The sequence below is a fragment of the Streptomyces sp. NPDC002845 genome (assembly GCF_053591955.1).
Genome location: NZ_JBSFUU010000008.1, coordinates 25,285 through 51,474 on the forward strand (window position 1 = coordinate 25,285; position 26,190 = coordinate 51,474).

Consider the following 26,190-nt stretch of genomic DNA (forward strand, 5'->3'; position numbering starts at 1 on the left):
CCGCCACCCCAGAACACCCCGAGCCATCACGCGCCCCCACCCGATCCCAACTGCCCATACCCCCGAAGCCGCTCCCCCACCTCCGCCACCTGTTCCCGAGTCAGGAGCGTCGGGGTCAGCCCCGGTACCGAGGAGGCGGTCAGCCAGACACGGCACATCCACTCCAGCTGGGCGGTGCGGTCGTAGGCCTGGGAGAGGCTGGCTCCGTATGTGATCGTGCCGTGGTTCTGGAGGAGGCAAGCTGTGCGCCCCTCCAGGGCACGGAGCATGTTCTCGGCCAACTCTTCGGTGCCATAGGTCGCATACGGGGCAACTCGAACCGCCCCACCAAGGTCCGCGGACACATAGTGGATCAGCGGCAACTCCCGCACGAGGGTGGAAACGGCCGTCGCATGGACGGCGTGGGTATGGACGACGGCGCGGGCACCGGCGGTGCGGTGGATCGCGAGATGCATGGGCAACTCGCTCGTCGGGCGAAGGATGCCAAGGACCTGCCGCCCGTCGAGGCCGACACCCACCACATCACCGGGCGTCAGCCGGTCGTACGGCACTCCCGTCGGCGTGACCAGCACGGTGTCGCCGACGCGCACGGAGACGTTGCCGGACGTACCGACGACCAGACCATCGGCAACCGTACGGCGGGCCGTCGCGACGAGTTCGTCCCACGCCCGCGCCACCTCGTCCGGCGCACCCCCGCTCCCGGCGCCCCGTGAATCCCGCGGAACCCCACACCCGTCTCGCGCGTCCCATCGCCGCTCAGTCATGCCGCGATCCTGCCAGGCGCGCGGCCGGACACGGGGGGCGAGGGCACTGCGGGGCGGAGGGCGGGGGCGGGCCAACTGCCCGCTGGGTGGAAGTTCTGGACGTTCTGGCACTACGACAACGGCGGGAGCGTCTCTGGAACTCTGTGTGTGCCTGAGGGTGTCAGGCTTTTCGGGCGCGGCGTGGCCGTGTGCGGTTGCCGTCGTGGGGTCCGAACCTCGGGATGAGGGGGTGGACCTCGGTGGCGTGCGCGTGGTGGAACCCGGTCCGCTCGGCGGCGCGGGTGCGCCGCCGACAGGTTCCGTGGGAGACCCGCGCCCGGTGACCGGTGGGAAGGTGGTCTTCCGGCCGGTTGCCGGGTGCGGGGTACTCCATGACCTGGCACCGGCCCGTGAGGTGCTGGTGCCTGGGTGTCATGCCCCGCCGGACGCTTGACCGCCCCGGTGGGGGTGGTGGCGGGGACCGTACGCACATCGGGCATACGGCGGGAAGTCTTCGGCCGACGGGCCGGGGAGGGCCGGGCCGGTGTGGGGCGGGCCTTGCCGGAGGTGGTCTTGGTTCCGGGCGGCCTGGGTGGTGCGGCTGTCTGGCGGCGGGCGCGGCGCAGGCGGCGGGTGGTCCGCTTCGGGCGGCGCACGCCGCGGACCGTGCCCTCCGCAGTGGTGCGGATGGTACGGGCGCCGGTAGCCCGGTCGGTGGCGGTGTGGGATAGATAGGCGCGCACCTGCCGGGTGCGGTTGCGGATCTCCGCACTACTCACCCCGGCGGGCAGCAGCGCCCGCAGCTCTGCCCACTCCGCCCCGGTGCGCCGACGGGGATCGGCGGGCCAGGCCGTGAGGATCGCGGCCACGATGGTGCGTCGGTGCACCGCCAGACGCAGGGTGCGCGCCGGAGTACTCCTCGGCCGCCCGGCGCACCCGGTCCGACACATACACCCCCTCGGCCAGCACGGCATCCCCCGCCCAGCCCAGGCGGCGCAGCGCCATCCACCCCTCGGACGGCAGCTTCTCGTCCCGCCCGTCGAGGCCGGCGGCCAGCACATCCAGCGACCCCTCGTCCCACCGGGCGGCTACCAGGGCCCGGGTCAGCTCCCGGCACAAGGAGGCCAGGACGGACACCCGCTGGTACAGCAGCCGCTGACCGACGTGTTCGCCGTTGCCCTCGACCACACCGGCGAAGGCGGTGCACGTGGCCGTCGCCACCAACCGGCCCACACCCACCACCCCCTGCCACGGCTCCGAACCGGGCGCCTCTCCGCACCCGATCGGCCTAACGACCGACCCCCGCACAAAGACACGCACCCCGGCGACCGCGCCCGATTCATGGAGGGGAACGCAGCGAAACCACCAACAGTTGAAGACCCTGCCGGTGACCAGAATCTCTTCAACGGGTCCATGACCCAGCTCAAGCGTTTCGCGAAGGGCTAGCCGAAAAGCAGCCGAGGTCGTCCCACAAGCCCCGCGGGAGCCCCGAAGAGCCCCCGCGGGGCCTTACGGAGCCCGATATTCCGCCTCCGTTCGATGGCTTCACGCCACCACCCCACCCCGACGACACCCACCCCACCCCACCTCGACACACACCCCAGAGCCCCCTCGACGCAAGCGGAACGGCCGCACTCGACCCGCGACACCCCCACACCCCCCTCAGTTCATCTTCTGTTCACCCAGGTTGCCTACGGTCCACGGGCCACTGACGTCCAACAGAAGACCGGGTAAATGGAAAGCTTCTCGCTGATCCTCGCGATCGTGGTGGTCACCGCGCTCGCGTTCGATTTCACGAACGGTTTCCACGACACCGCCAACGCGATGGCCACCACCATCTCGACCGGCGCGATGAAGCCCAAGGCCGCGGTGGCCATGTCCGCCGTTCTCAACCTTGTCGGCGCGTTCCTCTCCATCGAGGTCGCCAACACGATCTCCAAGGGGCTCGTCGACGAGACCGGCATCCGACCAGAAGTGATCTTCGCGGCGCTCGTCGGCGCCATCCTCTGGAACCTCATGACCTGGCTCGTGGGCCTCCCCTCCAGCTCCTCGCACGCCCTGATGGGCGGCCTGATCGGCGCCGCCGTCGCCTCGGCCGGTATCGGCGCGGTGCACGGCGACGTCCTCGTGACCAAGGTGCTGATCCCCGCCGTCGCGGCCCCGCTGGTCGCCGGTATCGCCGCGATGATCGGCGCACGGCTGACGTACAGGCTCGGCAGGCACGCCGACGAGAAGGCCGCCTCCAAGGGCTACCGCGCCGGTCAGATCGCCTCCGCCGGCCTGGTCTCGCTGGCCCACGGCACGAACGACGCCCAGAAGACGATGGGCGTCATCACCCTGGCCCTGGTCACCGGTGGCGCCCTCGCCCCCGACTCCGACCCGCCGGTCTGGGTCATCCTCTCCGCCGGTCTGGCCATCGCGCTCGGCACCTACCTGGGCGGCTGGCGCATCATCCGCACCATGGGCAAGGGCCTGACCGACCTCCAGCCGCAGCAGGGCTTCGCCGCCCAGACCAGCGCCGCCACGGTCATCCTGGCCTCCTCCCACCTGGGCTTCTCCCTCTCCACCACGCACTCGGTCTCCGGTGCCGTGATGGGCGCGGGCCTCGGCCGCAAGGGAGGCGTGGTCCGCTGGTCCACCGCCACCCGGATGTTCGTCGCCTGGGGGCTGACCCTGCCGGCCGCCGCGCTCGTCGCCGCGCTCGCCGAGTGGATCACCTCCTTCGGCAGCTGGGGCACCGGCCTCGTCGCCGTCTTCCTCGTCGCGTCCAGCGCCGCGATCTGGGTGCTCTCCCGCCGCACGGTGGTGGACCACACCAACGTCAACGGACCCGACGAGACCGGGGCGCCCGCCGGAGTGGTGACCACGGCCATGGCCGCCGTCACCCCGCCCCCGACCGGCGCCGGCTCCGAGGACCTCGCAGCCGCCATCCCGGCCCCCGCGGCTTCCGCCGACGCTCCGGCGAACCCGTCCCCCGTGGCCTGACCCGCTAAGGAATCACCACCATGCACATCGACTGGGAAGCCCTCGGCTCCGTCTTCGGCGTCAGCCTCGTGGTCACCGTGGCCCTCGTCGGCCTCTTCACCCTGGGGATCGTCGGCCTCTCCAAGCGGGAGGAGGCGTCAACCCGGGGCGGCTCAGTGGCGCTGGCGACGACAGGGGCGTACGCGTGCTTTGCGCTGTGTGCGGCGGCCGTGGCGTACGGAATTTTTCTGATCGTGGCCTGAGACCGGAAATCTCGCTGATCTCCTGAGGCCCCACTCACAACTTCAGAATCAATCCCCGTAGGCACTTTGTGATGCTTACGGGGGTTTTATTTGTTTTCATAACGTCACTGCGACCTCATCGCAACGACACATGTCATACTGACGACGGCTAGCCGCTGACGGCCAACTAACCTAATCTAATGGGAAGTTACTGTTCGCCAGTGGCGGCCTGACGAGTCAAGGACGACATGTGGCAGGGAGCACCATGGCCAGGGACATCGATCCGAGCCTGAATCGACGCAGGCTCCGAATCGAGCTGCGCAAGGCCCGTGAACAGACTGGACTGACCCAGCGGGACGCCGCGAAACGCCTGGAATGGTCACTTTCCAAATTGATCAGGATCGAGGCGGGAACGGTCAGCCTCGGCGTCACGGACCTACGGGCGCTGCTCCAGATCTACGAGGTCACGGACGCCGGTCTGGTCACGGAGCTGGAGGAGGCGGCCCGGGGCTCCAAGGGCCAGTCCTGGTGGGCGCCGTACAGCGAGCTGGTCTCCCCCGCGTACGCCCAGTACCTGGGCTACGAAGGCGCCGCGAGCACCATCCGTATGTACAACCCGATCGTCCTCCCCGGTCTCCTGCAGACCGAGGACTACGCCACCGCACTGCTCTCGGCCCGGGCGCCCGAGTCCCGGATGCGCCAGCAGGTGGAGCTGCGCAGCACGCGACAGGAGCGGTTCTTCGACGGCGAGAGCGGCCCCGAGGTGAACATCGTTCTGGACGAGGCGTCCGTCCGGCGTGAGATCGGCGGCGCGGCGGTGATGCGACGCCAGCTGGACCACATCAAGACCATGGCGGAACACCCCCGCATGACCATCCAGCTGCTGCCCTTCTCCGCCGGGGCGCACTACGCCACCGCTACGTCGTTCATCCTGCTCGGGTTCAAGGACGAGGACGACCTGCTGTACATGGAGGGCCCCACAGGGGGCCTGTCGAACCGTGACGACCTGGGCCTCACTGCGCGCTACCAGGAGTGCTTCGAGGACATCAGCGCCATCGCGTACCGCGACGAGCAGTTGATCGAGACGCTCGACGCGATCAGGGAGAGTCTGGACAACAGCTGACCCCGGGACGAGTGGCCCGGGCGGAGAACGGGGGGAGGCCTCATGGCGGTCTTCGGATTACGAGCGTGGTGGCGGGAAATACGCACGGCCCCCACCGTTCCGACGGGCGAACCACCGGCAGTGCCTCCCGAGACGACGGACCAGGACGAGCCCGCCGCGCTCAACGACCACGCCCTCAAGGCGCACGCCATACAGCGGCCCGAGTGGGCGGAGGCCCTCATCGAGGTCGAGAGCGCCCGGGTGGCCGGGGAGATACGCCTGCTGTCGGTCCGGCTGCTGCTGGGCACGACATGCGGCAGCGTCCTGCTGTTCGGCGTCTCCGTGGCCGCCCGGGTCGCCCCCGGCGTTCCCTTCGGGGCCGCGACCCCGCTCACCACGGCGGTGATCGGTGCGGTCGGCGCGGCCCTCGTCACCGCGATCGGCACGGTGCTGGGCAGGGCGCTGCGCCACCGCTCCGGAGGTACGCAGACCACCACCGTCAGTGGTGCTGTGACCTCCGGGGCTGAACCCCCGACAGAGCCCGGTTCAGAACCCGGAGCCGCTCGGTGACGGGGGTGAGCCCCCACCACACGCCGGCGCCGACGGCGATCAGCACGGTCACCACCAGCCAGACGAGACCGCGCGCCGCCCCTCCCGGCACCAGGAGCGCCGCCAGGGCACCCGCCCCGACGGAGAGCACTCCCACCACCGAACAGAAGAGCGCCAGCGGAGCGGCTGCCGCAACCCACGTCCCTCGCGCGCCGGTTTTCCCCGTGTGCGCCGAAGCTGTTTCCCTGGCCCGATCTCCCATGTGCCTACCTCCCGCCCCCCGGGCGGATCGTCACGAGCCGCCCGCTCCCGGGTTCACAAGCTCCGCCAGAAAACCACACCACGACGCCTGGCGGAAGACGAGCACCGTGTCCTTGCTCCGGTTCGAGTCACGTATCAGCACGAGCCCCTCCTCAGCGGCCACTTCCACACATTCGCCCTGGTCACCGGAGTGACTGCTCCTGACCCACACTCGCCCCGAAGACTCCCTGCCGACCACACCGAACTCCTTCGTCCCACAAGTCAGCGCACCGGCCCGGCGTCCTCACCGTGACGTCCCCAAGCGCCGCGTCCAGCCACCGCCCGGGCGTACCCGAGGCTGCGGAGGCTCGGCCACACCAGGTTCGTCTCCCCGCCACGAATCACCCAATGCCGCTCGCCGGCGCTTTCAGTGTTCGTACTGCCGTTCCCTCCAGTCTTCCCAGCTTCCGGGCCGGGAAAGAGCACAGAAACCGCCGATTCGGCCGGCTGACGACATTTCAGCGGTGTGGGCCTCAGCACAGCACAGCGCCGCAGGTCAACGGCAAGTTGACGGGTCTTCCAACCCCGTGGTGGACTGCCGGGGCCAGTACGGCGGCAGGAGAGGAAGCCGGTGTGAATCCGGCGCGGTCCCGCCACTGTCACCGGGGTGCCGAGCCCCGGGAGCCAGGAACTCTCGCCGCCGGTCTCGTCGAACCAGGGCGCGGACACCCTGAGTGAGGACATAACGCCATGAGCGGCTGCCCGTTGAGGCTCCCGAACAGTACGAGGCTCCGTAGCGGTACGAGGCTCCGTACACCCGGTACGCGACGCGGTACGCGCGACCTTCCCGCCGTAGCGATCGGCTGAAGTCATGCGTGCCGATCGCGTTTTCGCGTACGGCGCCGCCGCCGGACTTCTCGGTGACCTTCTCCTGGGCGACCCCCGCCGCGGGCATCCGGTCGCCGCGTTCGGGCGGGCCGCGGGCGCCGTGGAGCGGGTGCTGTGGCGGGACCACCGCGGGTGGGGCGCGCTGCACACCGCCGTGTGCGCCGGTGGGGTCGTGGCGCTCGGGGCCGTCGCCGCTGCCGTCGTACGTCCGTCCCGTACCGCTTCCGTCGCGCTGACCGCCGCCGCCACCTGGGCGGTTGTCGGGGGGACTTCGCTCGGGCGAGAGGCTCGGGCCATTGGGCAGGCACTGGAAGCCGGAGACGTCGAAGGCGCCCGGGCGCGGCTGCCGCACCTGTGCGGGCGGGACCCGCAGGCGCTCGACGCCGACGGGATCGCCCGGGCCGTCGTGGAGTCCGTCGCCGAGAACACGTCGGACGCGGTGGTGGGGGCCCTGGTGTGGGGGGCCGTGGGCGGAGTGCCCGGGCTTCTCGGGTTCCGGGCCGTCAACACCCTGGACGCCATGGTCGGGCACAAGTCGGCCCGCTACAGGCGGTACGGGTGGGCCTCCGCCCGGCTCGACGACGTGGCCGGGTGGCCGGGGGCCCGGCTGACCGCCGCGCTCGCCGCCGTGGCCGGAAGCCAGCCACGCGGGGCCGTACGTGCCTGGCGTGCCGACGCCGCCGCGCACCCGAGCCCCAACGCCGGGCCCGTGGAGGCCTCGTACGCCGGGGCGCTCGGCGTGCGGCTGGGCGGGACGCTCTCGTACGGGGGGCGTGTCGAGCACCGGCCGGTACTCAACGGCGAGGGGCGCGCCGTGGCCGTGGGGGACATCGAGCGGACCGTACGGCTCTCACGGCGCGTGGGGTGGCTCGCGCTCGGCGTGTGCGCCGGGGCGCGACCGCTCAACCGCACCGCCGCGCGACTGCTCAGGACGCCACTGCTCAGGACGCGACTGCTCAGGAGAGGACGGACGTCATGAGCGGCGGACTGCTCGTCGCAGGCACCACCTCCGACGCCGGGAAGAGCGTCGTCACCGCCGGGATCTGCCGGTGGCTGGTGCGGCAGGGGGTCAAGGTCGCGCCCTTCAAGGCGCAGAACATGTCCCTCAATTCGTTCGTGACACGCGAGGGCGCCGAGATCGGTCGGGCGCAGGCCATGCAGGCCCAGGCGTGCCGTGTCGAACCGACCGCGCTGATGAACCCCGTGCTGCTCAAGCCGGGAAGCGACCGGACCAGTCAGGTCGTACTCATGGGCAAGCCGGTGGGGGAACTCAGTGCGCGCGGCTACCACGGCGGGCGCCAGGAGAAGCTCCTCGGAACCGTGCTGGAGTGCCTCGCCGAGTTGCGGGGCACGTATGACGCGGTGATCTGTGAGGGGGCCGGCAGTCCTGCCGAGATCAATCTGCGGCGGACCGACATCGTCAACATGGGCATCGCCCGGAACGCCCGGCTTCCTGTGCTCGTGGTGGGTGACATCGATCGCGGGGGCGTCTTCGCCTCGTTCTTCGGCACGGTCGCCCTGCTGTCGCCCGAGGACCAGGAACTCGTCGCCGGGTTCCTCGTCAACAAGTTCCGGGGGGACGTTTCCCTGCTGGAGCCGGGGCTCCACATGCTGCACGGCCTCACCGGACGGCGTACGTACGGCGTCCTCCCCTTCCGGCACGGGCTCGGCATCGACGAAGAGGACGGGCTCCGGGTCTCTTTGCGGGGGACCGTGCGGGAGTCCGTCGTCGCTCCGCCCGTCGGCGAGGACGTACTGCGCGTCGCCGTCTGCGCCATCCCCCTCATGTCCAACTTCACCGACGTCGACGCGCTGGCCGCCGAACCGGGCGTCGTGGTGCGGTTCGTGGACCGGCCGGAGGAACTGGCCGACGCGGACCTCGCCGTCGTCCCCGGCACCCGGGGGACGGTGAAGGCGTTGGAGTGGCTGCGCGAGCGCGGGCTCGCCGACGCTCTGGAGCGGCGTGCCGCCGAGGGGCGGCCCGTGCTGGGCATCTGCGGCGGCTACCAGATCCTCGGCGAGCACATCGAGGACGAGGTCGAGTCGCGGGCAGGTCATGTCGACGGGCTCGGCGTCCTCCCCGTACGGGTGCGGTTCGCGCGGGAGAAGACGCTCACGCGACCCGTCGGCGAGGCGCTCGGCGAGCACGTCGAGGGGTACGAGATCCACCACGGGGTCGCCGAAGTCGCAGGCGGGGACACGTTCATCTCTGATGACGATGGACACAGCCTGGACGGCTGCCGGGTCGGTGCGGTCTGGGGGACGCACTGGCACGGCTCGCTGGAGTCGGACGGCTTCCGGCGGGCCTTTCTGCGCGAGGTGGCCGCCGCCGCGGGGCGCCGCTTCGTACCGGCCGCCGACACGTCGTTCGCCGCGCTGCGCGAGGAGCAGCTCGACCGGCTCGGCGACCTGATCGAGGAACACGCGAACACGGACGCGCTCTGGCGGCTCATCGAGTCGGGCGTGCCGTCAGGACTGCCTTTCATTCCACCGGGAGCGCCCGCATGAGCACAGTGTTGTTGTTGTCGACCGCCGACACGGATCTGCTGGCGGCCAGGGCCTCCGAGGCGGCGTACCGGATCGGCAATCCGACCCGCGTCGATGTCGCCGAGGAACTGCCGGGGCTGATCGAGGGCGCGGACATCGCCGTCGTACGACTCCTCGGCGGCAAACGGGCCTGGGAGGACGGGCTGGCCGCGCTCAAGGCCTCCGGCATCCCGACCGTGCTGCTCGGCGGCGAGGCCGTGCCGGACGCGGAGTTGATGGCCGAGTCGTCCGTGCCCGCCGGGGTCGTGGCGGAGGCGCTGCGGTACCTCGTCGAGGGCGGACCGGCCAACCTCACCGAGCTGGCCCGGTTCCTGTCCGACACCGTGCTGCTCACGGGCGAGGGTTTCGTCGAGCCGCAGAAGATGCCGGAGTACGGGGTGCACGGTGAGCGTGCCTTCGTCGAAGGCCGGCCGACCGTGGGCGTGCTCTTCTACCGCGCCCACGAGCTGAGCGGCAACACCGCCTTCGTGGACACCCTGTGCGACGCGATCGAGGCACGGGGCGCCAATGCCCTTCCGGTGTACTGCGGTTCGCTGCGGGGAGCGGACGCCGAGTTGTATCAGCTGCTGTCGAAGGCCGACGCCCTGGTCGCCACCGTCCTCGCCGCCGGCGGCACGCACGCCTCGCAGGCGTCGGCGGGCGGCGACGAGGAGGCCTGGGACATCGGGGCACTCGCCGATCTCGACATCCCTGTCCTGCAAGGACTGTGCCTCACATCCTCGCGGACCGCCTGGGACGAGTCGGACGCGGCCCTCTCCCCCATGGACGCGGCGATGCAGGTCGCCATCCCCGAGTTCGACGGGCGGCTGATCACCGTCCCCTTCTCCTTCAAGGAGCAGGGTCCGGACGACGTTCCGGTGTACGTCGCCGATCCGGAGCGTGCCGCACGGGTGGCCGGGATCGCCGTACGGCACGCCCGGTTGAAGCACAAGCCGAACGCGGAGAAGCGGCTCGCGCTCGTCTTCACCGCGTACCCGACGAAGCACTCGCGCGTCGGCAACGCGGTGGGCCTCGACACGCCCGCTTCGGCGGTGCGGGTGCTGGACGCGCTGCGGGACGCGGGCTACGGGGTCACCGAATACCCCTCCGGCGGCGACGAGTTGATCCACCGGCTCATCAACGCCGGCGGCCACGACGTCGAGTGGCTGACGGAGGAGCAGTTGGCCTCCGCGCCTGCGCGGGTGCCGCTCGCGGACTACCGGGCCTGGTTCGACAAGCTCGACAGCGGCTTGCGGGACGCGATGCTTCAGGCGTGGGGAGAGCCGCCGGGCTCGTTGTACGTCGACGGGGAGGACATCGTCCTGGCGTCCCTCCAGTTCGGGAACGTCGTGGTCATGATCCAGCCGCCGCGCGGATTCGGCGAGAACCCGATCGCGATCTACCACGACCCGGACATGCCGCCGTCGCACCACTACATGGCGGCCTACAGGTGGCTGGAAAACTCGTTCGGCGCGGACGCCGTCGTCCACATGGGCAAGCACGGCACGATGGAGTGGCTGCCGGGCAAGGGGCTGGGGCTCAGCGGCGATTGCGCGCCGGACGCCGTCCTCGGTGACCTGCCGCTGATCTATCCCTTCATCGTCAACGACCCCGGCGAGGGCACCCAGGCCAAGCGGCGCGGGCACGCCACGGTGGTCGACCACCTCGTACCGCCGATGGCTCGCGCCGACACGTACGGTGACCTGGCGAAGCTGGAACAGCTGCTGGATGAGTACGCGTTGGTGTCCGACCTGGACCCGACCAAGGCACCGGCCGTGCGGGCGCAGATCTGGACGCTGGTGAAGGCCGCCGAACTCCACCACGACCTGCACGTCGACGATCAGCCGGACGACGACGAGTTCGACGAGTTCGTCATGCACATCGACGGCTATCTGTGCGAGATCAAGGACGTGCAGATCCGGGACGGCCTGCACATCCTGGGCGGCGGGCCGGTGGGCGAACCGCGCGTGAACCTCGTACTGGCCGTCCTGCGGGCCTCGCAGGTATGGGGCGGGCAGGCGAACGCGCTGCCGGGGCTCCGCGCCTCGCTCGCGGCTCATTTCGGGCTGGTGGAGAAGGAGTTGCTGGCCGAGCCTGGGGCACCGGTGAAGGTGCCGGTGGAGCTGACAGATTTGGTGGAGGGGCCGGCGCGAACGGCCTCCGACGCGATCGATCTGCTGGAGCAACTGTGCCGGCGGATCGCGGAGGGGATGGAAGAGCGCGGCTGGGCGGTGGCCGAGGGTCCGTCGCTCGTGCGGGAGGTGCTCGGGGTCGAACTCCCCGAGGCCGTCGCTGTGGTGGAGTTCGCCTGCACGGAGGTCGTGCCCCGGCTCGCCCGTACGACGGACGAGATCGGGCACATTCTGCGGGCGCTGGACGGCGGTTACGTCCCCGCCGGGCCGTCGGGTTCGCCGACGCGCGGGCTCGTCAACGTCCTGCCGACCGGCCGGAACTTCTACTCCGTCGACCCCAAGGCCATTCCGTCCCGGCTGAGCTGGGAGGTCGGGCAGTCGCTCGCGGACTCGCTGGTCGCGCGGTATCTGCAGGACACGGGCGGGTATCCGAAGTCGGTCGGGCTGACGGTGTGGGGTACGTCCGCCATGCGCACCCAAGGTGACGACATCGCCGAGATCCTCGCGCTGCTGGGCTGCCGGCCGGTGTGGGACGACGCCTCGCGCCGGGTGACCGGGTTCGAGGTGATCCCGGTGGAGGAGCTGGGGCGGCCTCGCATCGATGTGACCGTGCGTATCTCCGGGTTCTTCCGGGATGCGTTCCCGCATGTGGTGGGGCTGATCGACGATGCGGTGCGGGCGGTGGCCGAGCTGGACGAACCGGCCGAGTCCAACTTCGTACGGGCGCATGTGGACGAGGACGCCGCCGAGCATGGGGACCGGCGGCGGGCTACGGCCCGGATCTTCGGGTCCAAGCCGGGGGCTTATGGGGCCGGGTTGCTGCCGCTGATCGATGCGCGGAACTGGAGGTCGGATGCCGACTTGGCCGAGGTGTACGCCGTGTGGGGTGGTTACGCGTACGGGCGGGGGCTTGATGGGCGGGGGGCTCGGGGGGACATGGAGACGGCGTTTCGGCGGATCGCCGTGGCCGCGAAGAACGTCGACACGCGCGAACACGATATTCACGACGCCGACGACTACTTCCAGTATCACGGCGGGATGGTCGCCATGGTCCGGCACCTGACGGGGGCCAACCCTGAGGCGTATGTGGGTGATTCGGCCGTTCCTGACCAGGTGAAGACCCGGACGCTCGGTGAGGAGACGCACAGGGTCTTCCGCGCGCGGGTGGTCAATCCCCGCTGGATGGCGGCCATGCGGCGCCACGGCTACAAGGGCGCCTTCGAGATGGCGGCGACCGTCGACTACCTCTTCGGGTACGACGCCACGGCCGGGGTCGTGGACGACTGGATGTACGAGAAGTTGGCGAGCGAGTACGTGTTCTCGCCTGAGAACCAGGACTTCATGCGGAAGTCCAATCCGTGGGCGCTGAGGGGCATTACCGAGCGTCTGCTGGAGGCTGCCGACCGAGGGCTGTGGGCGGAGCCGGACCAGGAAACCCTGGACCGGCTCCGGGCGACCTACCTCGAACTTGAGGGAGACCTGGAGGGAGACCAATGATCTCCCTGGGAACCCCCGCGTCGGCGGGGACAACCGAGAAGGTGTCTCGGTACGCCATGCAGCGCGTGGAACACCCCCGCGTAGGCGGAGACCAGATTTTGACCTTGGCATGCCTGCAGCCGGAACTCGATCCGCTCTGTTATGCGTCACCCGAAGGAGTGATCACCACGTGAGCACGCCCTACCCGTTCTCTGCTGTCGTCGGACAGGACGACCTGCGTTTGGCACTGCTCCTCAACGCAGTGAGCCCCGCAGTGGGCGGTGTGCTCGTACGCGGAGAAAAGGGGACCGCGAAGTCCACTGCTGTACGGGCGCTTTCGTCATTGCTGCCGGAGGTACACGTCGTCACAGGGTGCAGGTTCTCCTGTGACCCGGCGAAGCCGGATTCCGCCTGCCCGGACGGGCTGCACGAGTCGGCTGTTGGTGTGACCCGCGCGGCGCGCATCGTCGAGTTGCCTGTCGGCGCTTCCGAGGACCGGCTCGTAGGCGCCCTCGACATCGAACGTGCGCTGGCCGAAGGTGTGAAGGCCTTCGAGCCGGGCCTCTTGGCGCAGGCACACAGAGGGATCCTGTACGTCGACGAGGTGAACCTGCTGCACGACCACTTGGTCGACCTGCTGCTGGACGCGGCGGCGATGGGTGCCTCATACGTGGAGCGCGAAGGCGTTTCCGTACAGCATGCGTCGAAGTTTCTGCTCGTCGGGACCATGAATCCCGAGGAAGGCGAGTTGCGACCCCAGTTGTTGGACCGTTTCGGGCTGACCGTCGAGGTCGCCGCCTCGCGGGAGCCCGAGCAGCGGGTGGAGGTCGTGCGGCGGCGGCTCGCGTACGACGACGACCCCGCCGGGTTCGCTGCGCGGTGGGCCGACGAGGAGGCCGCCGTGCGGCAACGGATCGTCGCTGCACGGAAGTTGTTGCCGTCGGTGCGGCTGGGTGATGGGGCACTCAGGCAGATCGCGGCCACCTGCGCGGCTTTTGAGGTCGACGGGATGCGGGCCGACATCGTCATGGCTCGTACCGCCACCGCGTTGGCCGCGTGGGCCGGGCGGACCGATGTGCTCGCCGAGGATGTGCGGCAGGCTGCCTTGCTGGCGTTGCCGCATCGGCGGCGAAGGAATCCGTTTGATGCGCCCGGGCTTGACGAAGACAAGCTCGACGAGACGTTGGAGCAGTTCTCCGGGGAAGACCCCCACGACGAGGATCCCGATCCGGACGGGCCCGGCGATGGAGGCGGTGAGCAGCCGTCGCCGGACGACGGCGGGCCGCAGGGGAGTGACACCGCCGCGCGTCCCGAGGCCGGTGAGGGCGGCGAACCGCAGGCCTCCGGTGCCGGGGAGCAGTCCCCCGCACGCGCCTCCGAGCCCTTCCGTACCAAGGTGCTGAGCGTGCCCGGTATCGGCACGGGCGCCGCCGGGCGGCGTTCGCGGGCGCGGACCGAGCATGGGCGTACGACGGGTGCGCGGCGGCCTCAAGGGGCGCTGACCAAGCTGCACTTGGCGGCGACCGTGCAAGCGGCGGCCCCGCATCAGCGGGCGCGGGGACGGTCCGGGCGGGGGTTGATCGTGCGTCGGGACGACCTTCGGCAGGCGACCAGGGAAGGGCGCGAGGGGAATCTCGTGCTGTTCGTGGTCGATGCCTCGGGCTCCATGGCGGCCCGGCAGCGGATGAGCGCGGTCAAGGGAGCCGTGCTGTCTCTGCTCCTTGACGCTTATCAACGGCGGGACAAGGTGGGGCTGGTGACCTTCCGGGGATCGACAGCTGATGTCGCGCTGCCGCCGACCTCGTCGGTCGACGCGGCGGCGATTCGGCTGGAGTCGCTGCCGACCGGTGGGCGGACGCCCCTCGCGGCCGGGCTGTTGAAGGCCCATGACGTGCTGCGGGTGGAGCGGCTGCGGGATCCGGCTCGGCGGGCGCTTGTCGTGGTCGTGACCGACGGGCGGGCCACCGGTGGGCCCGAGCCCGTCGCCCTCGCGGGGCGGGCCGCTCGGCTGTTCGCCGCCGAGGGGGTCGCCTCCGTGGTCGTGGACTGCGAGTCCGGGCCCGTGCGGCTGGGGCTCGCCGGGCAGCTCGCGGGTGAGCTCGGTGGTACGGCGGTGACGCTGGACGAGTTGCGGGCGGACTCGATCGCCGGGCTGGTCAGGGAAGTTCAGGGCGACAGGAGGGCCGCGTAATGCCTCAGGGGCAGCCGAGTGTGGTGCCGGACGACGGGCTGACGACTCGTCAGCGGCGTAACCGGCCACTGGTCGTTGTGCATACGGGGGTGGGGAAGGGCAAGTCCACCGCCGCGTTCGGGCTCGCGCTGCGGGCCTGGAATCAGGGGTGGCCCATCGGGGTCTTCCAGTTCGTCAAGTCGGCGAAGTGGAAGGTCGGCGAGGAGCGGGCGCTGCGCGTGCTCGGGGACTCCGGTGAGGGGGGTTCCGTCGCCTGGCACAAGATGGGCGAGGGCTGGTCCTGGGTTCAGCGGGATTCCCAGATGGACAACGAGGAGAAGGCCCGGGAGGGCTGGGAGCAGGTCAAGCGGGATCTGGCGGCCGAGACGTACAAGCTGTACGTGCTCGACGAGTTCGCGTACCCCATGCACTGGGGATGGGTCGACACCGACGAGGTCGTCGACGTGCTGCGGAACCGGCCGGGGGCCCAGCATGTGGTGATCACCGGGCGGAACGCGCCCGAGAAGCTCGTCGGTTTCGCCGACCTCGTGACCGACATGTCCAAGGTCAAGCATCCGATGGACGTCGGGCAGAAGGGGCAGCGGGGCATCGAGTGGTGAGGTCGTCGTGATGTCTTCGTCCGTTCCCCGGCTGGTCATCGCCGCGCCTTCCTCGGGCAGCGGCAAGACCACCGTTGCCACGGGGCTGATGGCCGCGTTCGCCGCGCGGGGGCTCGTCGTGTCTCCGCACAAGGTCGGGCCGGACTACATCGATCCCGGGTATCACGCGTTGGCCACGGGGCGGCCGGGGCGGAACCTGGACGCGTTCCTGTGCGGTGCGGAGCTTGTCGCTCCGCTGTTCGCGCACGGGGCGGCGGGGTGTGACGTCGCGGTGGTCGAGGGTGTAATGGGGCTGTACGACGGGGCGAGCGGCGAGGGTGAGCTGGCGTCGACGGCGCAGGTCGCGAAGTTGCTGCGTGCGCCGGTCGTGCTGGTCGTGGATGCCTCGTCGCAGGCGCGGTCGGTGGCGGCGCTGGTGCACGGGTTCGTGTCGTGGGATCCGGAGGTGCGGGTCGGGGGCGTGATTCTCAACAAGGTCGCGTCGGACCGGCACGAGGAGTTGTTGCGGGAGGCGTTGGAGTCGGTCGGGGTGCCGGTGCTGGGTGTGCTGCGGCGGGTGGCTCGGGTGGACACGCCGTCGCGGCATCTGGGGCTGGTGCCGGTTGCCGAGCGGCGGGTGGAGGCGGTGGAGGCCGTCCGCGCCATGGCCGGGCAGGTGGCCGGAGGGTGCGATCTGGAGGCGTTGCTGGGGCTGGCGCGGAGCGCGGGTGGGTTGTCGGGTGCGGCTTGGGATGCGGCTGAGGTCCTGGCTGGTTCGCCCCCTCCGCCCCTTCCCGTTCCCGACCCTGGGGGCTGCCGCCCCCAGACCCCCGCTGTCGGCCTCACGGCCTCGTCCTCAAGCGCCGGACGGGCTGGAGGCGGCTGGGCGACATGGGAAAGTGGCGGCCCGGTGGGGGGTGGGGATCGGCCTGGACGGCCTCGTCCTCAAACGCCGGACGGGCTGGATGTGGCTCGGCACGCCTCGAAGGCACCGAACCGGCCGGATGATGCCGCCCCGGCCCCGAAGGCGCCTGTGATCGCCGTCGCGGGCGGTCCCGCCTTCACCTTCTCCTACGCCGAGCATGCCGAATTGCTTGCCGCCGCCGGAGCGGAGGTCGTGGTCTTCGATCCCCTCCGTGACGAGCAACTGCCCGAAGGGACGGGTGGGTTGGTCATCGGTGGTGGTTTCCCGGAGGTGTACGCGCCGGAGTTGTCCGCGAACGAGCCGCTGCGCAAGGCGGTGGCCGAGTTGGTGGGGTCGGGGGCGCCCGTCGCGGCCGAGTGCGCGGGGCTGCTGTACCTCTGCCGTGAGCTCGACGGGCAGCCCATGTGCGGGGTGATCGGGGCGAGCGCGCGTATGACGGAACGGCTGACCCTCGGCTACCGGGACGCGGTGGCCGTGTCCGACAGTGTGCTGGCCGTGTCGGGCACCCGGCTGCGGGGGCACGAGTTCCACCGCACCGTACTGGAACCGGGCGCGGGCGAACGGCCGGCCTGGGGGCTGCACCGGCCGGGGCGCCGGGTGGAGGGGTTCGTCCAGGGGGGTGTGCACGCCAGCTATCTGCACACGCACTGGGCGGCGTCGCCTGACGTGGCCCGCCGCTTCGTCGAGTACGCCGCCAAGGACACCGGGCGCACCGAGCGCACCGTCAGGAGCATGAGATGAGCACCGCGCCGCTGGGCGGCGGGCCCGACGACGGGCAACCCGCGCCGAACGGTCCGCGCCCCAAAGGGGCGCGGGGCCGTGACATCAGCGGCTCCACCGCGGGGCGCGACCAGCCACCACGGACCCGCAGGCGATGCACCGGACATCCCGAACCGACGCCGTACGCGGCGACCTGGTCGGGTTGGGCCCCGCTCCGGGCCGACGCGGAGCGGCCGTATCTCATCGCCGTGCCGGAAGGAAGGCACGGCAAGGTCACCTTCGGACGAGGAGTCTCCCCATCATGACGACCACGCAGCGCCTCATCGGGGTCGGAGTCGGGCCGGGCGACCCGGAGTTGGTGACGGTCAAGGGCGTCAACGCTCTGCGGGCCGCCGATGTCGTCGTCGTACCGGTAATGGACACTGGGGAACGGGGGCGCGCCGAAGCCACCGTCCTGCACTACGTGCCCGAGGACAAGGTCGTACGGGTCGTGTTCGCGTTGAACGAGCGGACGGACCGTGCGCGGCGCGAGGCCGCCTGGGACGCGGCCGGGGAGCGGGTGACCGAGTTGCTGAAGGAGCACTCCACCGTGGCGTTCGCGACCATCGGTGATCCCAACGTGTACTCCACGTTCACGTATCTCGCGCAGACCATCGGGGAGTTGCTGCCGGGGACGGTCGTCGAGACCGTGCCGGGCATCACCGCGATGCAGGATCTCGCCGCGCGTTCCGGTGCCGTGCTGACCGAGGGGACCGAGCCGCTCACCCTCGTGCCGGTCACCGCCGGGGCGGCCGTGCTGCGGGAGGCCCTGCGGGGGCCCGGGACGGTGGTGGCGTACAAGTTCGGGCGGCAGGCGAAGGAGGTCGCCGAGGCGCTGCACGAGACGGGGCGGCTGGACGACGCCGTATGGGGGTCCGCGCTCGGGCTGGCCGGCGAGTCGATCCGGTCGGCCGGTGAACTCGGCGGTGAGCCGCTGCCGTATCTGTCCACGCTCATCGCGCCCGCCCGGCGCGACGGCGGACGCGGCGGCAAGCTGTGACCCCCGGGGTGGCCCCTGAGGTGACTCCCGAGCGGCCGGGCGGGTCACTCGGCGATGCCCACCACCAGCCAGATGAAGGCCGCGCCCGCGACCGTGCACAGCAGGGTCGGCCGGGCGGGGTGCTCGTGGTGGGCCTCGGGGAGGATCTCGGCGGCGGCCAGGTAAAGGAGTGCGCCGCCGAAGAAGCCGAGGTAGCCGCCGAGCAGGTCCTCCGGGATCGTGAAGAGGAGCGTGGAGGCCGCGCCCAGGACCGGGGCCGCCGCGTCGGCGAGCAGCATGGCGATCGCCCGGCGGCGGGCGTTGCCGTACAGGCTCGTGATCGTGTACGTGTTGAAGCCGTCCGCGAAGTCGTGGGCGATCACCGCGAGCGCGACCGCCGCGCCCATGCCGCCGCCGATCTGGAAGGCCGCGCCGAGCGCCACACCGTCCATGGCGCTGTGGCCGACCATCGCCGCGGCGGCCGTCAGGCCCACTTCGGGCGTGCGGCCGACGCGCCCCGGTGGCGGAGCCGGACCCCGGGGTCGCCCAGCGGGCTCCTCGGCGCCATGGGGGGCCTGCCGCGCCGCCAGCAGCCGTTCCACCACATGGGCCAGCAGGAACCCGGCGACGAACAGCAGCAGCGCGGCCGGTACGCCGAAGACCTCACCGTCGGCCGCGTCCAGCGCCTCCGGCAGCAGGTCCAGGCCGACCACGCCCAGCATCAGGCCGCCGGCCAGGCCCAGCACCAGGTGACGGCGGTCCGTCACGCGCCCGGCCGTCCAGCCGCCGACCAGCGTCATCAGGAACGCGCCGAGCGCGACGAGGACCGCCATGGGACCTTGCTATCCGATCGGGCCGTCGTCCCGCGTGACCGGGCGCCCGTGTCCTGCCGAGCGAACGTCCCGGCCCCGCACCAGCAGTAACCCCGTATGCCTGTATGCCTGTATGAGAGGACCAGCCCCCGTGGCTCCCACTGCCCCCATGGCCGACGCCCCCGCCGGCAAGGTGACCTTCGTCGGTGCCGGCCCCGGCGCCGCCGACCTGCTGACGTTCCGTGCCGCGCGCGCGATCGCCGAGGCCGACGTCGTGATCTGGGCGGCCAGCCTGGTCCAGGCGGAGGTCCTCGACCACGCGCGCGAGGGTGCGGAGATCCTCGACTCGGCGGCCATGTCCCTGGAGGACGTCGTCGCCGTCTACGAACGGGCCGCGGCGGAAGGGCTGAAGGTGGCCCGTATCCACTCCGGCGACCCCGCGCTCTGGGGCGGTACGCAGGAGCAGCTCGACCGGTGCGCCGGGATCGGCATCGAGACCGAGATCGTTCCGGGTGTCTCCTCCTTCTCCGCCGTCGCCGCGCTCGCTCAGCGCGAGCTGACCATCCCCGAGGTCGCGCAGTCCGTGATCCTCACCCGGCTCGGCGGCGGCAAGACGCCGATGCCGCCCGGTGAGGAGGTACGGGAGTTCGCGCGGCACGGCACGACCATGGCGGTGTTCCTGTCGGCCGCGCGCAGCGGTCAGCTCGTACGGGAACTGCTGGAGGGCGGCTATCCGACATCGACGCCCGTCGTGATCGCGTACCAGGCGACCTGGCCGGAGGAACTCGTCGTGAAGTGCACGATCGAGACCCTGGAGGAGACGGTCAAGGAGCACAAGCTGTGGAAGCACACGCTGTTCCTGGTCGGCCCGGCCCTCGACGCGCACGGCACCCGCTCGCACCTGTACCACCCCGGCCACTTCCACGGTTACCGGAAAGCCGACCCGCAGGCCCGCAGGGCCCTCCGTGAGGCCGCTCGTGAGGCCGCTCGTGAGGCACGGGAGCGGGGTGCGACGCCGTGATCACCGTCATCGGTACGGGAACGGGGGCGCCCCTCACCCCGGACGCCGAGGCCGCACTCGGCGAGGCCGCACTCGTCGTGGGCGCGCGGCGGCATCTGGACGCGGCGCGGCTGCCGGACACGGCCGAGCGCATCGTTCTGGGGCCGTTGGCGCCCGCCCTCGACGCCATCGAGAAGATCGAGAAGTACGTCCCGGAGCGGCGGGTCGTCGTCCTCGCCTCCGGCGACCCCGGGTTCTTCGGGATCGTCCGGGCGCTGGCGGAGCGGTTCGGGGCGGGACGGCTGGACGTGCGGCCGGGCGTGTCGTCCGTCGCCACCGCGTTCGCCCGGCTCGGGCTGCCCTGGGACGACGCGGTCGTGGTCAGCGCGCACGGGCGTGACCTGCGCACCGCGCTCAACGTGTGCCGGTCCCACCCGAAGGTGGCCGTGCTGACCGGTCCCGGCTCCGGGCCCGCCGAACTGGGCGCGGGGCTCCGGTCGAGCGGGCGGATTCTGGTCGTGGCGTCCGCGCTGGGCGATCCCGGGCGCGAGCGGGTGGAGCGCGTGACGCCGGCGGAGGCCGCGGCGCGGGACTGGGATACGGCGGTGAGTATCGTGCTGTGCCTGGCGGAGGAGCACCTGGTCGCTCCCGTGCGTACCGTCGCCGGGGTCCGCCCTTCGCCTGCCCAATGGGCCCTGGACGAGGGCGAGTTCGCGTACCGTGACTCGATGATCACCAAGTTCGAGGTACGGGCGCTGGCGCTGGCCCGGCTCGGGCCGCGCCTCGGCGATCTGGTGTGGGACGTGGGCGCGGGGTCCGGCTCCGTCGCCGTGGAGTGCGCGCGGCTGGGGGCCGCCGTCACCGCCGTCGAGAAGACGCGGGACGGGGCGGAACGCGTCCGCGCAAACGCCGCCGCGCACGGCGTCGACGTCCGGGTCGTGCACGGCGCCGCCCCGGCCGCCCTGTCGGAACTCGACGATCCCGACGCCGTGTTCATCGGCGGCGGAGGCCGTGAACTGCCCGCCATCGTCACCGCCTGCGCCCGGCGCGCCCGGCGGGCGGTGGTGGTCGCCATGGCCGCGCTCGACCGGGTCCCGGCGGCCCGGGAGGCACTCATGGCGGCCGGGCTGACCTGCGACGGCGTACTGCTCCAGGCGTCCCGGCTCGCGCCATTGCCGGGGGACGTGACCCGGCTGGCGGCCACCAATCCCGTTTTCCTGCTGTGGGGCGTCGTCCGGCCTCCGGAAGCCTTGGCAGAACCCGATGAAGACCCCACTACAGACCCCACTACAGACCCCATTGAAGGAGTGACCCAGTGATCGGCCTGATCTCCGCGACGGCGGCGGGCGCGGCGGCCTGCGAGCGGCTCGCCGCCGCTTGGCCCGCGCGCACCCGCGTGTACGACGGTGCCGTAGGGGACGCCGTACGGCGGGCGTTCGGGGAGTGCGACCAGCTGGTGTGCTTCCTCGCGACGGGCGCGGTCGTACGGCTTGTCGCCCCCCTGTTGGACGACAAGGCCTCCGACCCGGGCATCGTGTGCGTCGACGAGGGCGGGCGGTTCGCCGTCGCGCTCGTGGGCGGGCACGGGGGTGGGGCGAACGAACTCGCCCGTGAGGTGGGCGAGTTGCTCGGGGCGCAGCCCGTGGTGACCACGGCGACGGATGCCGTGGGGGTGCCGGGCCTCGACACGCTCGGGTTCCCCGTGGAGGGGGATGTCGCCGGGGTGACTCGGGCGCTGCTGGACGGCGAACCGGTCGTGCTGGAGGCGGAGTCGGCGTGGCCGCTGCCGCCGTTGCCGGTCGCGGAGCAGGGGGCGTGCACGATTCGTGTGACTGATCGGGAGGTTGAGCCCGCCGAGCGGTCCGAGCGTGAGGTCGTCCTGCGCCCGCCCTCCCTCGTCGTCGGGGTCGGTGCCTCCAAGGGCGCGCCCGTGGAGGAGGTGCTCGGCCTCGTCGAGAGCGCCCTTGGGGAGGCGGGTCTGTCGGTTCGCAGCATCGCCGAGTTCGCCACGGTCGACGCCAAGGCCGACGAGCCCGGCATCGTCGGGGCGGCGGAGCGGCTCGGGGTGCCCGTGGTGACGTACGCGGCCGAGGAGTTGGCGACGGTGGAGGTGCCGAACCCCTCCGGCGCGCCGCTCGCCGCCGTGGGCACGCCGTCGGTCGCGGAGGCGGCGGCCCTCGTCCGCGGGGGTGAACTCCTCGTCCCCAAGCGGAAGTCGGAGCGCGCGGACGGGCAGCCGGCGATGGCCACGTGTGCCGTCGTACGGCGTCCGGCGCGCGGGCGGCTCGCCGTCGTGGGGCTCGGTCCCGGCGCCCGCGACCTGCTGACCCCGCGCGCCACGGCGGAACTCCGGCGCGCCTCCGTCCTCGTGGGGCTGGACCAGTACGTCGACCAGATCCGCGATCTGCTCCGCCCAGGCACCCTGGTCCTGGAGTCCGGGCTCGGGGCCGAGGAGGAGCGGGCGCGTACGGCGGTGGCCGAGGCCCGGAAGGGGCGGGCCGTGGCGCTGATCGGGAGCGGGGACGCGGGGGTGTACGCGATGGCGTCGCCCGCGCTGGCCGAGGCGTCCGACGACATCGACGTGGTCGGGGTGCCCGGCGTGACGGCGGCGCTGGCCGCGGGCGCCGTTCTGGGGGCGCCGCTGGGCCACGACCACGTGTCCATCAGCCTCTCCGACCTGCACACTCCCTGGGAGGTCATCGAGCGGCGGGTGCGGGCGGCGGCGGAGGCCGACATCGTGGTGACGTTCTACAACCCGCGCAGCCGGGGCCGCGACTGGCAGCTGCCCAAGGCGCTCGCGATCCTCGCCGGGCACCGGGAGCCGACGACGCCGGTCGGAGTCGTACGCAATGCCTCACGGCCGGACGAGTCCAGCCGGGTGACGACGCTGAGCGCTCTGGACCCGGCGACGGTCGACATGATGACGGTCGTGACAGTGGGCAACACGGCGACCCGGCAGGTCGCGGGGCGCATGGTGACGCCCCGCGGTTACCGCTGGCAGGTGGAACCCAATTGAACCCTCCTCCTCGCGAACGAGAAGGATTCCTGGCTCACGCCGCTCGGTCGCTCAGCAAACGATCAAGTCTTCCGCGATCAACGCCAGCCGGGTTGGAACCAGCCCGGTTTTCCCAAAGATTGGAGGCTGCTGTGCTGGCTTGGTTCTCGCTCAGCACGCCCCGACCGTACCACCGGGAGGCTCGGTGAACCGCGTGATTCATCCGATCGAGCAGGAGTCCTTCCGGCGGCTGCGTGCCCGCCTGGACACCTCGCACTTTGCGCCGCTGACCCGGGCGGTGGTGGAGCGGGTCATCCACTCCGCCGCCGACCTGGAGTACGCGGACGATCTCGTCATGGACGAGGGCGACCTCGTGACGGCGCATGCGGCGCTGCACGCCGGGGCGCCCGTCGTCGTGGACGTGGAGATGGTCGCGGCTGGCATCACCCGCCGTCAGACCGTCTGCAGGCTGAAGGACGCCAGGTCGGGGCCGGGGCTGACGCGTTCGGCCCATGCGATCCGCCTGGCGTACGAGGAGGTCGGGCCCGGCGCCCTGTGGGTGATCGGCTGTGCGCCGACCGCCCTGGAGGAGCTGCTGACCCTGGACGCCTCCCCGGCGCTCGTCATCGGTCTGCCCGTCGGTTTCGTCGGGGCAGCCGAGTCCAAGGCCGCGTTGCGCGAGAGCGGGCTGCCCGCCGTGAGCAACCTCTCCGAGAAGGGCGGCTCGGCGGTGGCGGCGGCGGCGCTGAACGCGTTGCTGTACTGCCCGGTGCGGTCGGGGGCATCTGGGGCGTCGCGGTCGTCTGTGTCACCTTTGGCGTCGGCGGGGTCGGCGGCGCCCGTATCCTCTGCATCTCCCGGATCACCTGCATCACTTGCGCCGCCGGCACCATCTACATCACCGGCACCCCTCGCAGAATCCGTATCCCCCGTAGCACCCGTCTCGAAGGAGAAATCGTGACCACCCCGTCCCCCGCCCTGCTCATCGCCGGCCACGGCACTCGGGACGACGCGGGCGCCGAGGCCTTCCGCGACTTCGTACGGGAGTTGGGGCGCCGGAACCCCGGCCTGCCCGTAACGGGCGGTTTCATCGAGTTGTCCCCGCCGCCGCTGGGCGAGGCCGTGACCGAGCTGGTCGAGCAGGGGGTACAACGCTTCGCCGCCGTACCGCTGATGCTGGTGTCCGCCGGGCACGCCAAGGGGGACATCCCGGCCGCGCTGGCCCGCGAGCAGGAGCGGCACCCCGGGATCTCGTACTCCTACGGGCGCCCGCTCGGCCCGCACCCGGCGCTGCTGAACGTGCTGGAGCGGCGGCTCGACGAGGCGCTCGGCGGTACGGGTGACACGGTCCGGACGCCCGCCGACCGGGCCGACGTGACCGTCCTGCTCGTCGGGCGCGGGTCCACCGACCCCGACGCCAACGCGGAGGTCCACAAGGCGGCTCGGCTGCTGTGGGAGGGGCGCGGGTACGCGGGCGTGGAGACGGCGTTCGTCTCGCTGGCGGCGCCGGACGTGCCGTCCGGGCTGGACCGCTGCGCGAAGCTGGGGGCGCGCCGGATCGTCGTCCTGCCGTACTTCCTCTTCACGGGAATCCTGCCGGACCGGGTGCGCCAGCAGACCGAGGGGTGGGCCGCCGCCCATCCGGAGATCGAGGTACGGTCGGCCGATGTCATCGGGCCGGAGCCGGAGCTGCTGGATCTGGTCATGGAACGGTACGAGGAGGCCGTCAAGGGCGACCTGCGCATGAACTGCGACTCCTGCGTCTACCGCATCGCGCTCCCCGGCTTCGAGGACAAGGTGGGGCTGCCGCAGCAGCCGCACTTCCACCCGGACGACGACGGTCACCACCATCACGGGCACCACGACGGACGTCACGGTCATGCGCACTCCCACCACTCACATGCGCACTGACGACGGCGGAAGAGACGAGCGCGGCGAGGGCGTGTCGTCGTACGAAGGCGTGTCGTCGTACGAGGGCCCGTCACACGCGGACGCGTCGCACGATCTGCGGCATCACGGTGACGCCGAGGTCCGGGACGACGGGTCCGCGCTCGTCGATCTCGCGGTCAACGTGCGGGCGGATACGCCGCCGGGCTGGCTGCGGGAGCGGATCGCCTCGTCGCTCGGGGGGCTCGCCGCGTACCCGGACGGGCGGGCCGCGCGGGCCGCGGTGGCGGCCCGGCACGGGGTGCCCGTGGAGCATGTGCTGCTGACGGCCGGTGCGGCGGAGGCCTTCGTGCTGCTCGCGCGTGCCCTGAAGGCCCGTCAGCCCGTCGTCGTACACCCGCAGTTCACCGAGCCGGAGGCGGCGTTGCGGGACGCGGGGCACACGGTGGGCCGGGTTCTGCTGCGGGTGGAGGACGGCTTTCGTCTGGACCCGGCTGCCGTCCCCGACGACGCGGACCTCGTCGTCATCGGCAACCCGACGAACCCGACGTCCGTGCTCCACCCCGCCGCGTCCGTCGCCCGACTCGCCCGGCCGGGGCGGACGTTGGTGGTCGACGAGGCGTTCATGGATGCGGTGCCGGAGGAGCGGGAGGCTCTCGCCGGGCGGACGGATGTCCCCGGGCTGGTGGTCCTGCGCAGTCTGACCAAGACCTGGGGGCTGGCCGGGCTGCGGATCGGGTACGTGCTGGCCTCCCCGGAGACGGTCGCGGAGCTGGAGCGGGCGCAGCCGTTGTGGCCGGTGTCGACGCCGGCCCTCGCCGCGGCCGAGGCGTGTGTCTCCTCGCGGGCCTTGGGTGAGGCGGCCGGTGCGGCGCGCCGTGTCGCCGCGGATCGCGCCCATCTCGTCGCGGGGCTCCGGGAGTTCGCTCCCGACGGGTTGCTCGTCGCCGAGCCCGCGGAGGGGCCCTTCGTCCTCGTCCGCCTTCCCCATGCCGCCGCCGTACGCCGGCACCTGCGCGTCCTCGGCTTCGCCGTGCGGCGGGGTGACACGTTTCCCGGTCTGGGTGATGAGTGGCTGCGGCTGGCCGTGCGGGATCGGGTGACGGTGAATCGCTTCCTGCAGGCGCTGGACCGGGCGGTGACCCTGGCGGGGCGCTGAGGGGTTTTGTTTCGCCCCCGCCGCCCCTACCCGTCCCATCCCC

At 71.6% G+C, this 26,190-nt stretch carries 22 protein-coding genes and 1 riboswitch; of the genes, 18 read left to right on the top strand and 4 right to left on the bottom strand.

Annotated elements, in window-relative coordinates:
• Nucleotides 1-26: 26 nt before the first annotated feature.
• Complete coding sequence (locus tag ACWD3C_RS07665; protein ID WP_451141156.1) at nucleotides 27-764, bottom strand: class II aldolase/adducin family protein; 738 nt, start codon at nucleotides 762-764, stop codon at nucleotides 27-29.
• 750 nt (nucleotides 765-1,514) lie between these two features.
• Nucleotides 1,515-1,964, bottom strand: a complete 450-nt coding sequence (locus ACWD3C_RS07670) for a hypothetical protein (RefSeq protein ID WP_451141158.1) — start codon at nucleotides 1,962-1,964, stop codon at nucleotides 1,515-1,517.
• Nucleotides 1,965-2,477: 513 nt separating this feature from the next.
• Here ACWD3C_RS07670 and ACWD3C_RS07675 point away from each other — a divergent pair.
• From ACWD3C_RS07675 to ACWD3C_RS07690, 4 genes are all read left to right on the top strand, one after another.
• A complete protein-coding gene (locus ACWD3C_RS07675; protein ID WP_451141160.1) occupies nucleotides 2,478-3,728 on the top strand; it encodes an anion permease in 1,251 nt (416 codons plus the stop codon).
• 20 nt (nucleotides 3,729-3,748) lie between these two features.
• Entirely contained in the window at nucleotides 3,749-3,970 is a 222-nt protein-coding gene (locus tag ACWD3C_RS07680; protein ID WP_451141162.1) for a hypothetical protein, read from the top strand.
• 244 nt (nucleotides 3,971-4,214) lie between these two features.
• Nucleotides 4,215-5,072 carry a helix-turn-helix domain-containing protein gene (locus tag ACWD3C_RS07685; RefSeq protein ID WP_451141422.1) on the top strand — a complete coding sequence of 286 codons (858 nt, stop codon included), beginning with the start codon at nucleotides 4,215-4,217 and terminating at the stop codon, nucleotides 5,070-5,072.
• A 120-nt stretch (nucleotides 5,073-5,192) separates the two neighbouring features.
• On the top strand, nucleotides 5,193-5,621 hold the full coding sequence (locus ACWD3C_RS07690; RefSeq protein WP_451141164.1) for a hypothetical protein: 429 nt from the start codon (nucleotides 5,193-5,195) through the stop codon (nucleotides 5,619-5,621).
• 271 nt (nucleotides 5,622-5,892) lie between these two features.
• Here ACWD3C_RS07690 and ACWD3C_RS07695 read toward each other — a convergent pair whose 3' ends face one another.
• The gene (locus tag ACWD3C_RS07695) at nucleotides 5,893-6,099 is read right to left on the bottom strand and encodes a DUF397 domain-containing protein (protein WP_451141166.1); all 207 of its coding nucleotides are present in this window, start codon (nucleotides 6,097-6,099) and stop codon (nucleotides 5,893-5,895) included.
• Nucleotides 6,100-6,414: 315 nt separating this feature from the next.
• Nucleotides 6,415-6,553: riboswitch (cobalamin riboswitch) on the top strand.
• A 158-nt stretch (nucleotides 6,554-6,711) separates the two neighbouring features.
• Between ACWD3C_RS07695 and ACWD3C_RS07700 the strand changes: the two genes are divergently transcribed.
• From ACWD3C_RS07700 to cobI, 8 genes are all read left to right on the top strand, one after another.
• A complete protein-coding gene (locus tag ACWD3C_RS07700; protein ID WP_451141168.1) occupies nucleotides 6,712-7,707 on the top strand; it encodes a cobalamin biosynthesis protein in 996 nt (331 codons plus the stop codon).
• Nucleotides 7,704-9,236 carry a cobyric acid synthase gene (locus ACWD3C_RS07705; RefSeq protein ID WP_451141170.1) on the top strand — a complete coding sequence of 511 codons (1,533 nt, stop codon included), beginning with the start codon at nucleotides 7,704-7,706 and terminating at the stop codon, nucleotides 9,234-9,236. Before ACWD3C_RS07700 ends, ACWD3C_RS07705 begins: the two co-directional genes overlap by 4 nt.
• Nucleotides 9,233-12,883: a cobaltochelatase subunit CobN gene (cobN, locus tag ACWD3C_RS07710; RefSeq protein ID WP_451141172.1), complete on the top strand. Its 3,651-nt coding sequence runs from the start codon at nucleotides 9,233-9,235 to the stop codon at nucleotides 12,881-12,883. The genes ACWD3C_RS07705 and cobN overlap by 4 nt, the downstream gene beginning before the upstream one ends.
• Before the next feature lie 169 nt (nucleotides 12,884-13,052).
• The gene (locus ACWD3C_RS07715) at nucleotides 13,053-15,053 is read left to right on the top strand and encodes a putative cobaltochelatase (protein ID WP_451141174.1); all 2,001 of its coding nucleotides are present in this window, start codon (nucleotides 13,053-13,055) and stop codon (nucleotides 15,051-15,053) included.
• On the top strand, nucleotides 15,053-15,652 hold the full coding sequence (gene cobO / locus ACWD3C_RS07720; protein WP_451141176.1) for a cob(I)yrinic acid a,c-diamide adenosyltransferase: 600 nt from the start codon (nucleotides 15,053-15,055) through the stop codon (nucleotides 15,650-15,652). The genes ACWD3C_RS07715 and cobO overlap by 1 nt, the downstream gene beginning before the upstream one ends.
• Before the next feature lie 10 nt (nucleotides 15,653-15,662).
• The gene (locus tag ACWD3C_RS07725; RefSeq protein WP_451141178.1) at nucleotides 15,663-17,297 is read left to right on the top strand and encodes a cobyrinate a,c-diamide synthase; all 1,635 of its coding nucleotides are present in this window, start codon (nucleotides 15,663-15,665) and stop codon (nucleotides 17,295-17,297) included.
• Nucleotides 17,294-17,581 carry a hypothetical protein gene (locus ACWD3C_RS07730; protein WP_451141180.1) on the top strand — a complete coding sequence of 96 codons (288 nt, stop codon included), beginning with the start codon at nucleotides 17,294-17,296 and terminating at the stop codon, nucleotides 17,579-17,581. Before ACWD3C_RS07725 ends, ACWD3C_RS07730 begins: the two co-directional genes overlap by 4 nt.
• Complete coding sequence (gene cobI / locus ACWD3C_RS07735) at nucleotides 17,578-18,315, top strand: precorrin-2 C(20)-methyltransferase (RefSeq protein WP_451141182.1); 738 nt, start codon at nucleotides 17,578-17,580, stop codon at nucleotides 18,313-18,315. The genes ACWD3C_RS07730 and cobI overlap by 4 nt, the downstream gene beginning before the upstream one ends.
• Nucleotides 18,316-18,359: 44 nt before the next feature.
• On the opposite strand, the gene ACWD3C_RS07740 is transcribed toward cobI, so the two are convergent.
• Complete coding sequence (locus ACWD3C_RS07740; protein ID WP_451141184.1) at nucleotides 18,360-19,127, bottom strand: ZIP family metal transporter; 768 nt, start codon at nucleotides 19,125-19,127, stop codon at nucleotides 18,360-18,362.
• A gap of 148 nt (nucleotides 19,128-19,275) precedes the next feature.
• Between ACWD3C_RS07740 and cobM the strand changes: the two genes are divergently transcribed.
• From cobM to cobC, 6 genes are all read left to right on the top strand, one after another.
• On the top strand, nucleotides 19,276-20,127 hold the full coding sequence (gene cobM / locus ACWD3C_RS07745; RefSeq protein ID WP_451141424.1) for a precorrin-4 C(11)-methyltransferase: 852 nt from the start codon (nucleotides 19,276-19,278) through the stop codon (nucleotides 20,125-20,127).
• Nucleotides 20,124-21,425, top strand: a complete 1,302-nt coding sequence (gene cbiE / locus ACWD3C_RS07750) for a precorrin-6y C5,15-methyltransferase (decarboxylating) subunit CbiE (protein WP_451141185.1) — start codon at nucleotides 20,124-20,126, stop codon at nucleotides 21,423-21,425. Before cobM ends, cbiE begins: the two co-directional genes overlap by 4 nt.
• Nucleotides 21,422-23,122, top strand: a complete 1,701-nt coding sequence (gene cobJ / locus ACWD3C_RS07755; RefSeq protein ID WP_451141187.1) for a precorrin-3B C(17)-methyltransferase — start codon at nucleotides 21,422-21,424, stop codon at nucleotides 23,120-23,122. The genes cbiE and cobJ overlap by 4 nt, the downstream gene beginning before the upstream one ends.
• 184 nt (nucleotides 23,123-23,306) lie before the next feature.
• Nucleotides 23,307-24,062 carry a precorrin-8X methylmutase gene (locus tag ACWD3C_RS07760; RefSeq protein ID WP_451141189.1) on the top strand — a complete coding sequence of 252 codons (756 nt, stop codon included), beginning with the start codon at nucleotides 23,307-23,309 and terminating at the stop codon, nucleotides 24,060-24,062.
• Nucleotides 24,059-25,012 (top strand): sirohydrochlorin chelatase, encoded by a 954-nt coding sequence (locus ACWD3C_RS07765; protein WP_451141191.1) that lies wholly within the window; start codon nucleotides 24,059-24,061, stop codon nucleotides 25,010-25,012. Before ACWD3C_RS07760 ends, ACWD3C_RS07765 begins: the two co-directional genes overlap by 4 nt.
• Complete coding sequence (gene cobC / locus ACWD3C_RS07770) at nucleotides 25,002-26,147, top strand: Rv2231c family pyridoxal phosphate-dependent protein CobC (protein WP_451141193.1); 1,146 nt, start codon at nucleotides 25,002-25,004, stop codon at nucleotides 26,145-26,147. The genes ACWD3C_RS07765 and cobC overlap by 11 nt, the downstream gene beginning before the upstream one ends.
• The last annotated feature ends 43 nt before the right edge of the window (nucleotides 26,148-26,190 follow it).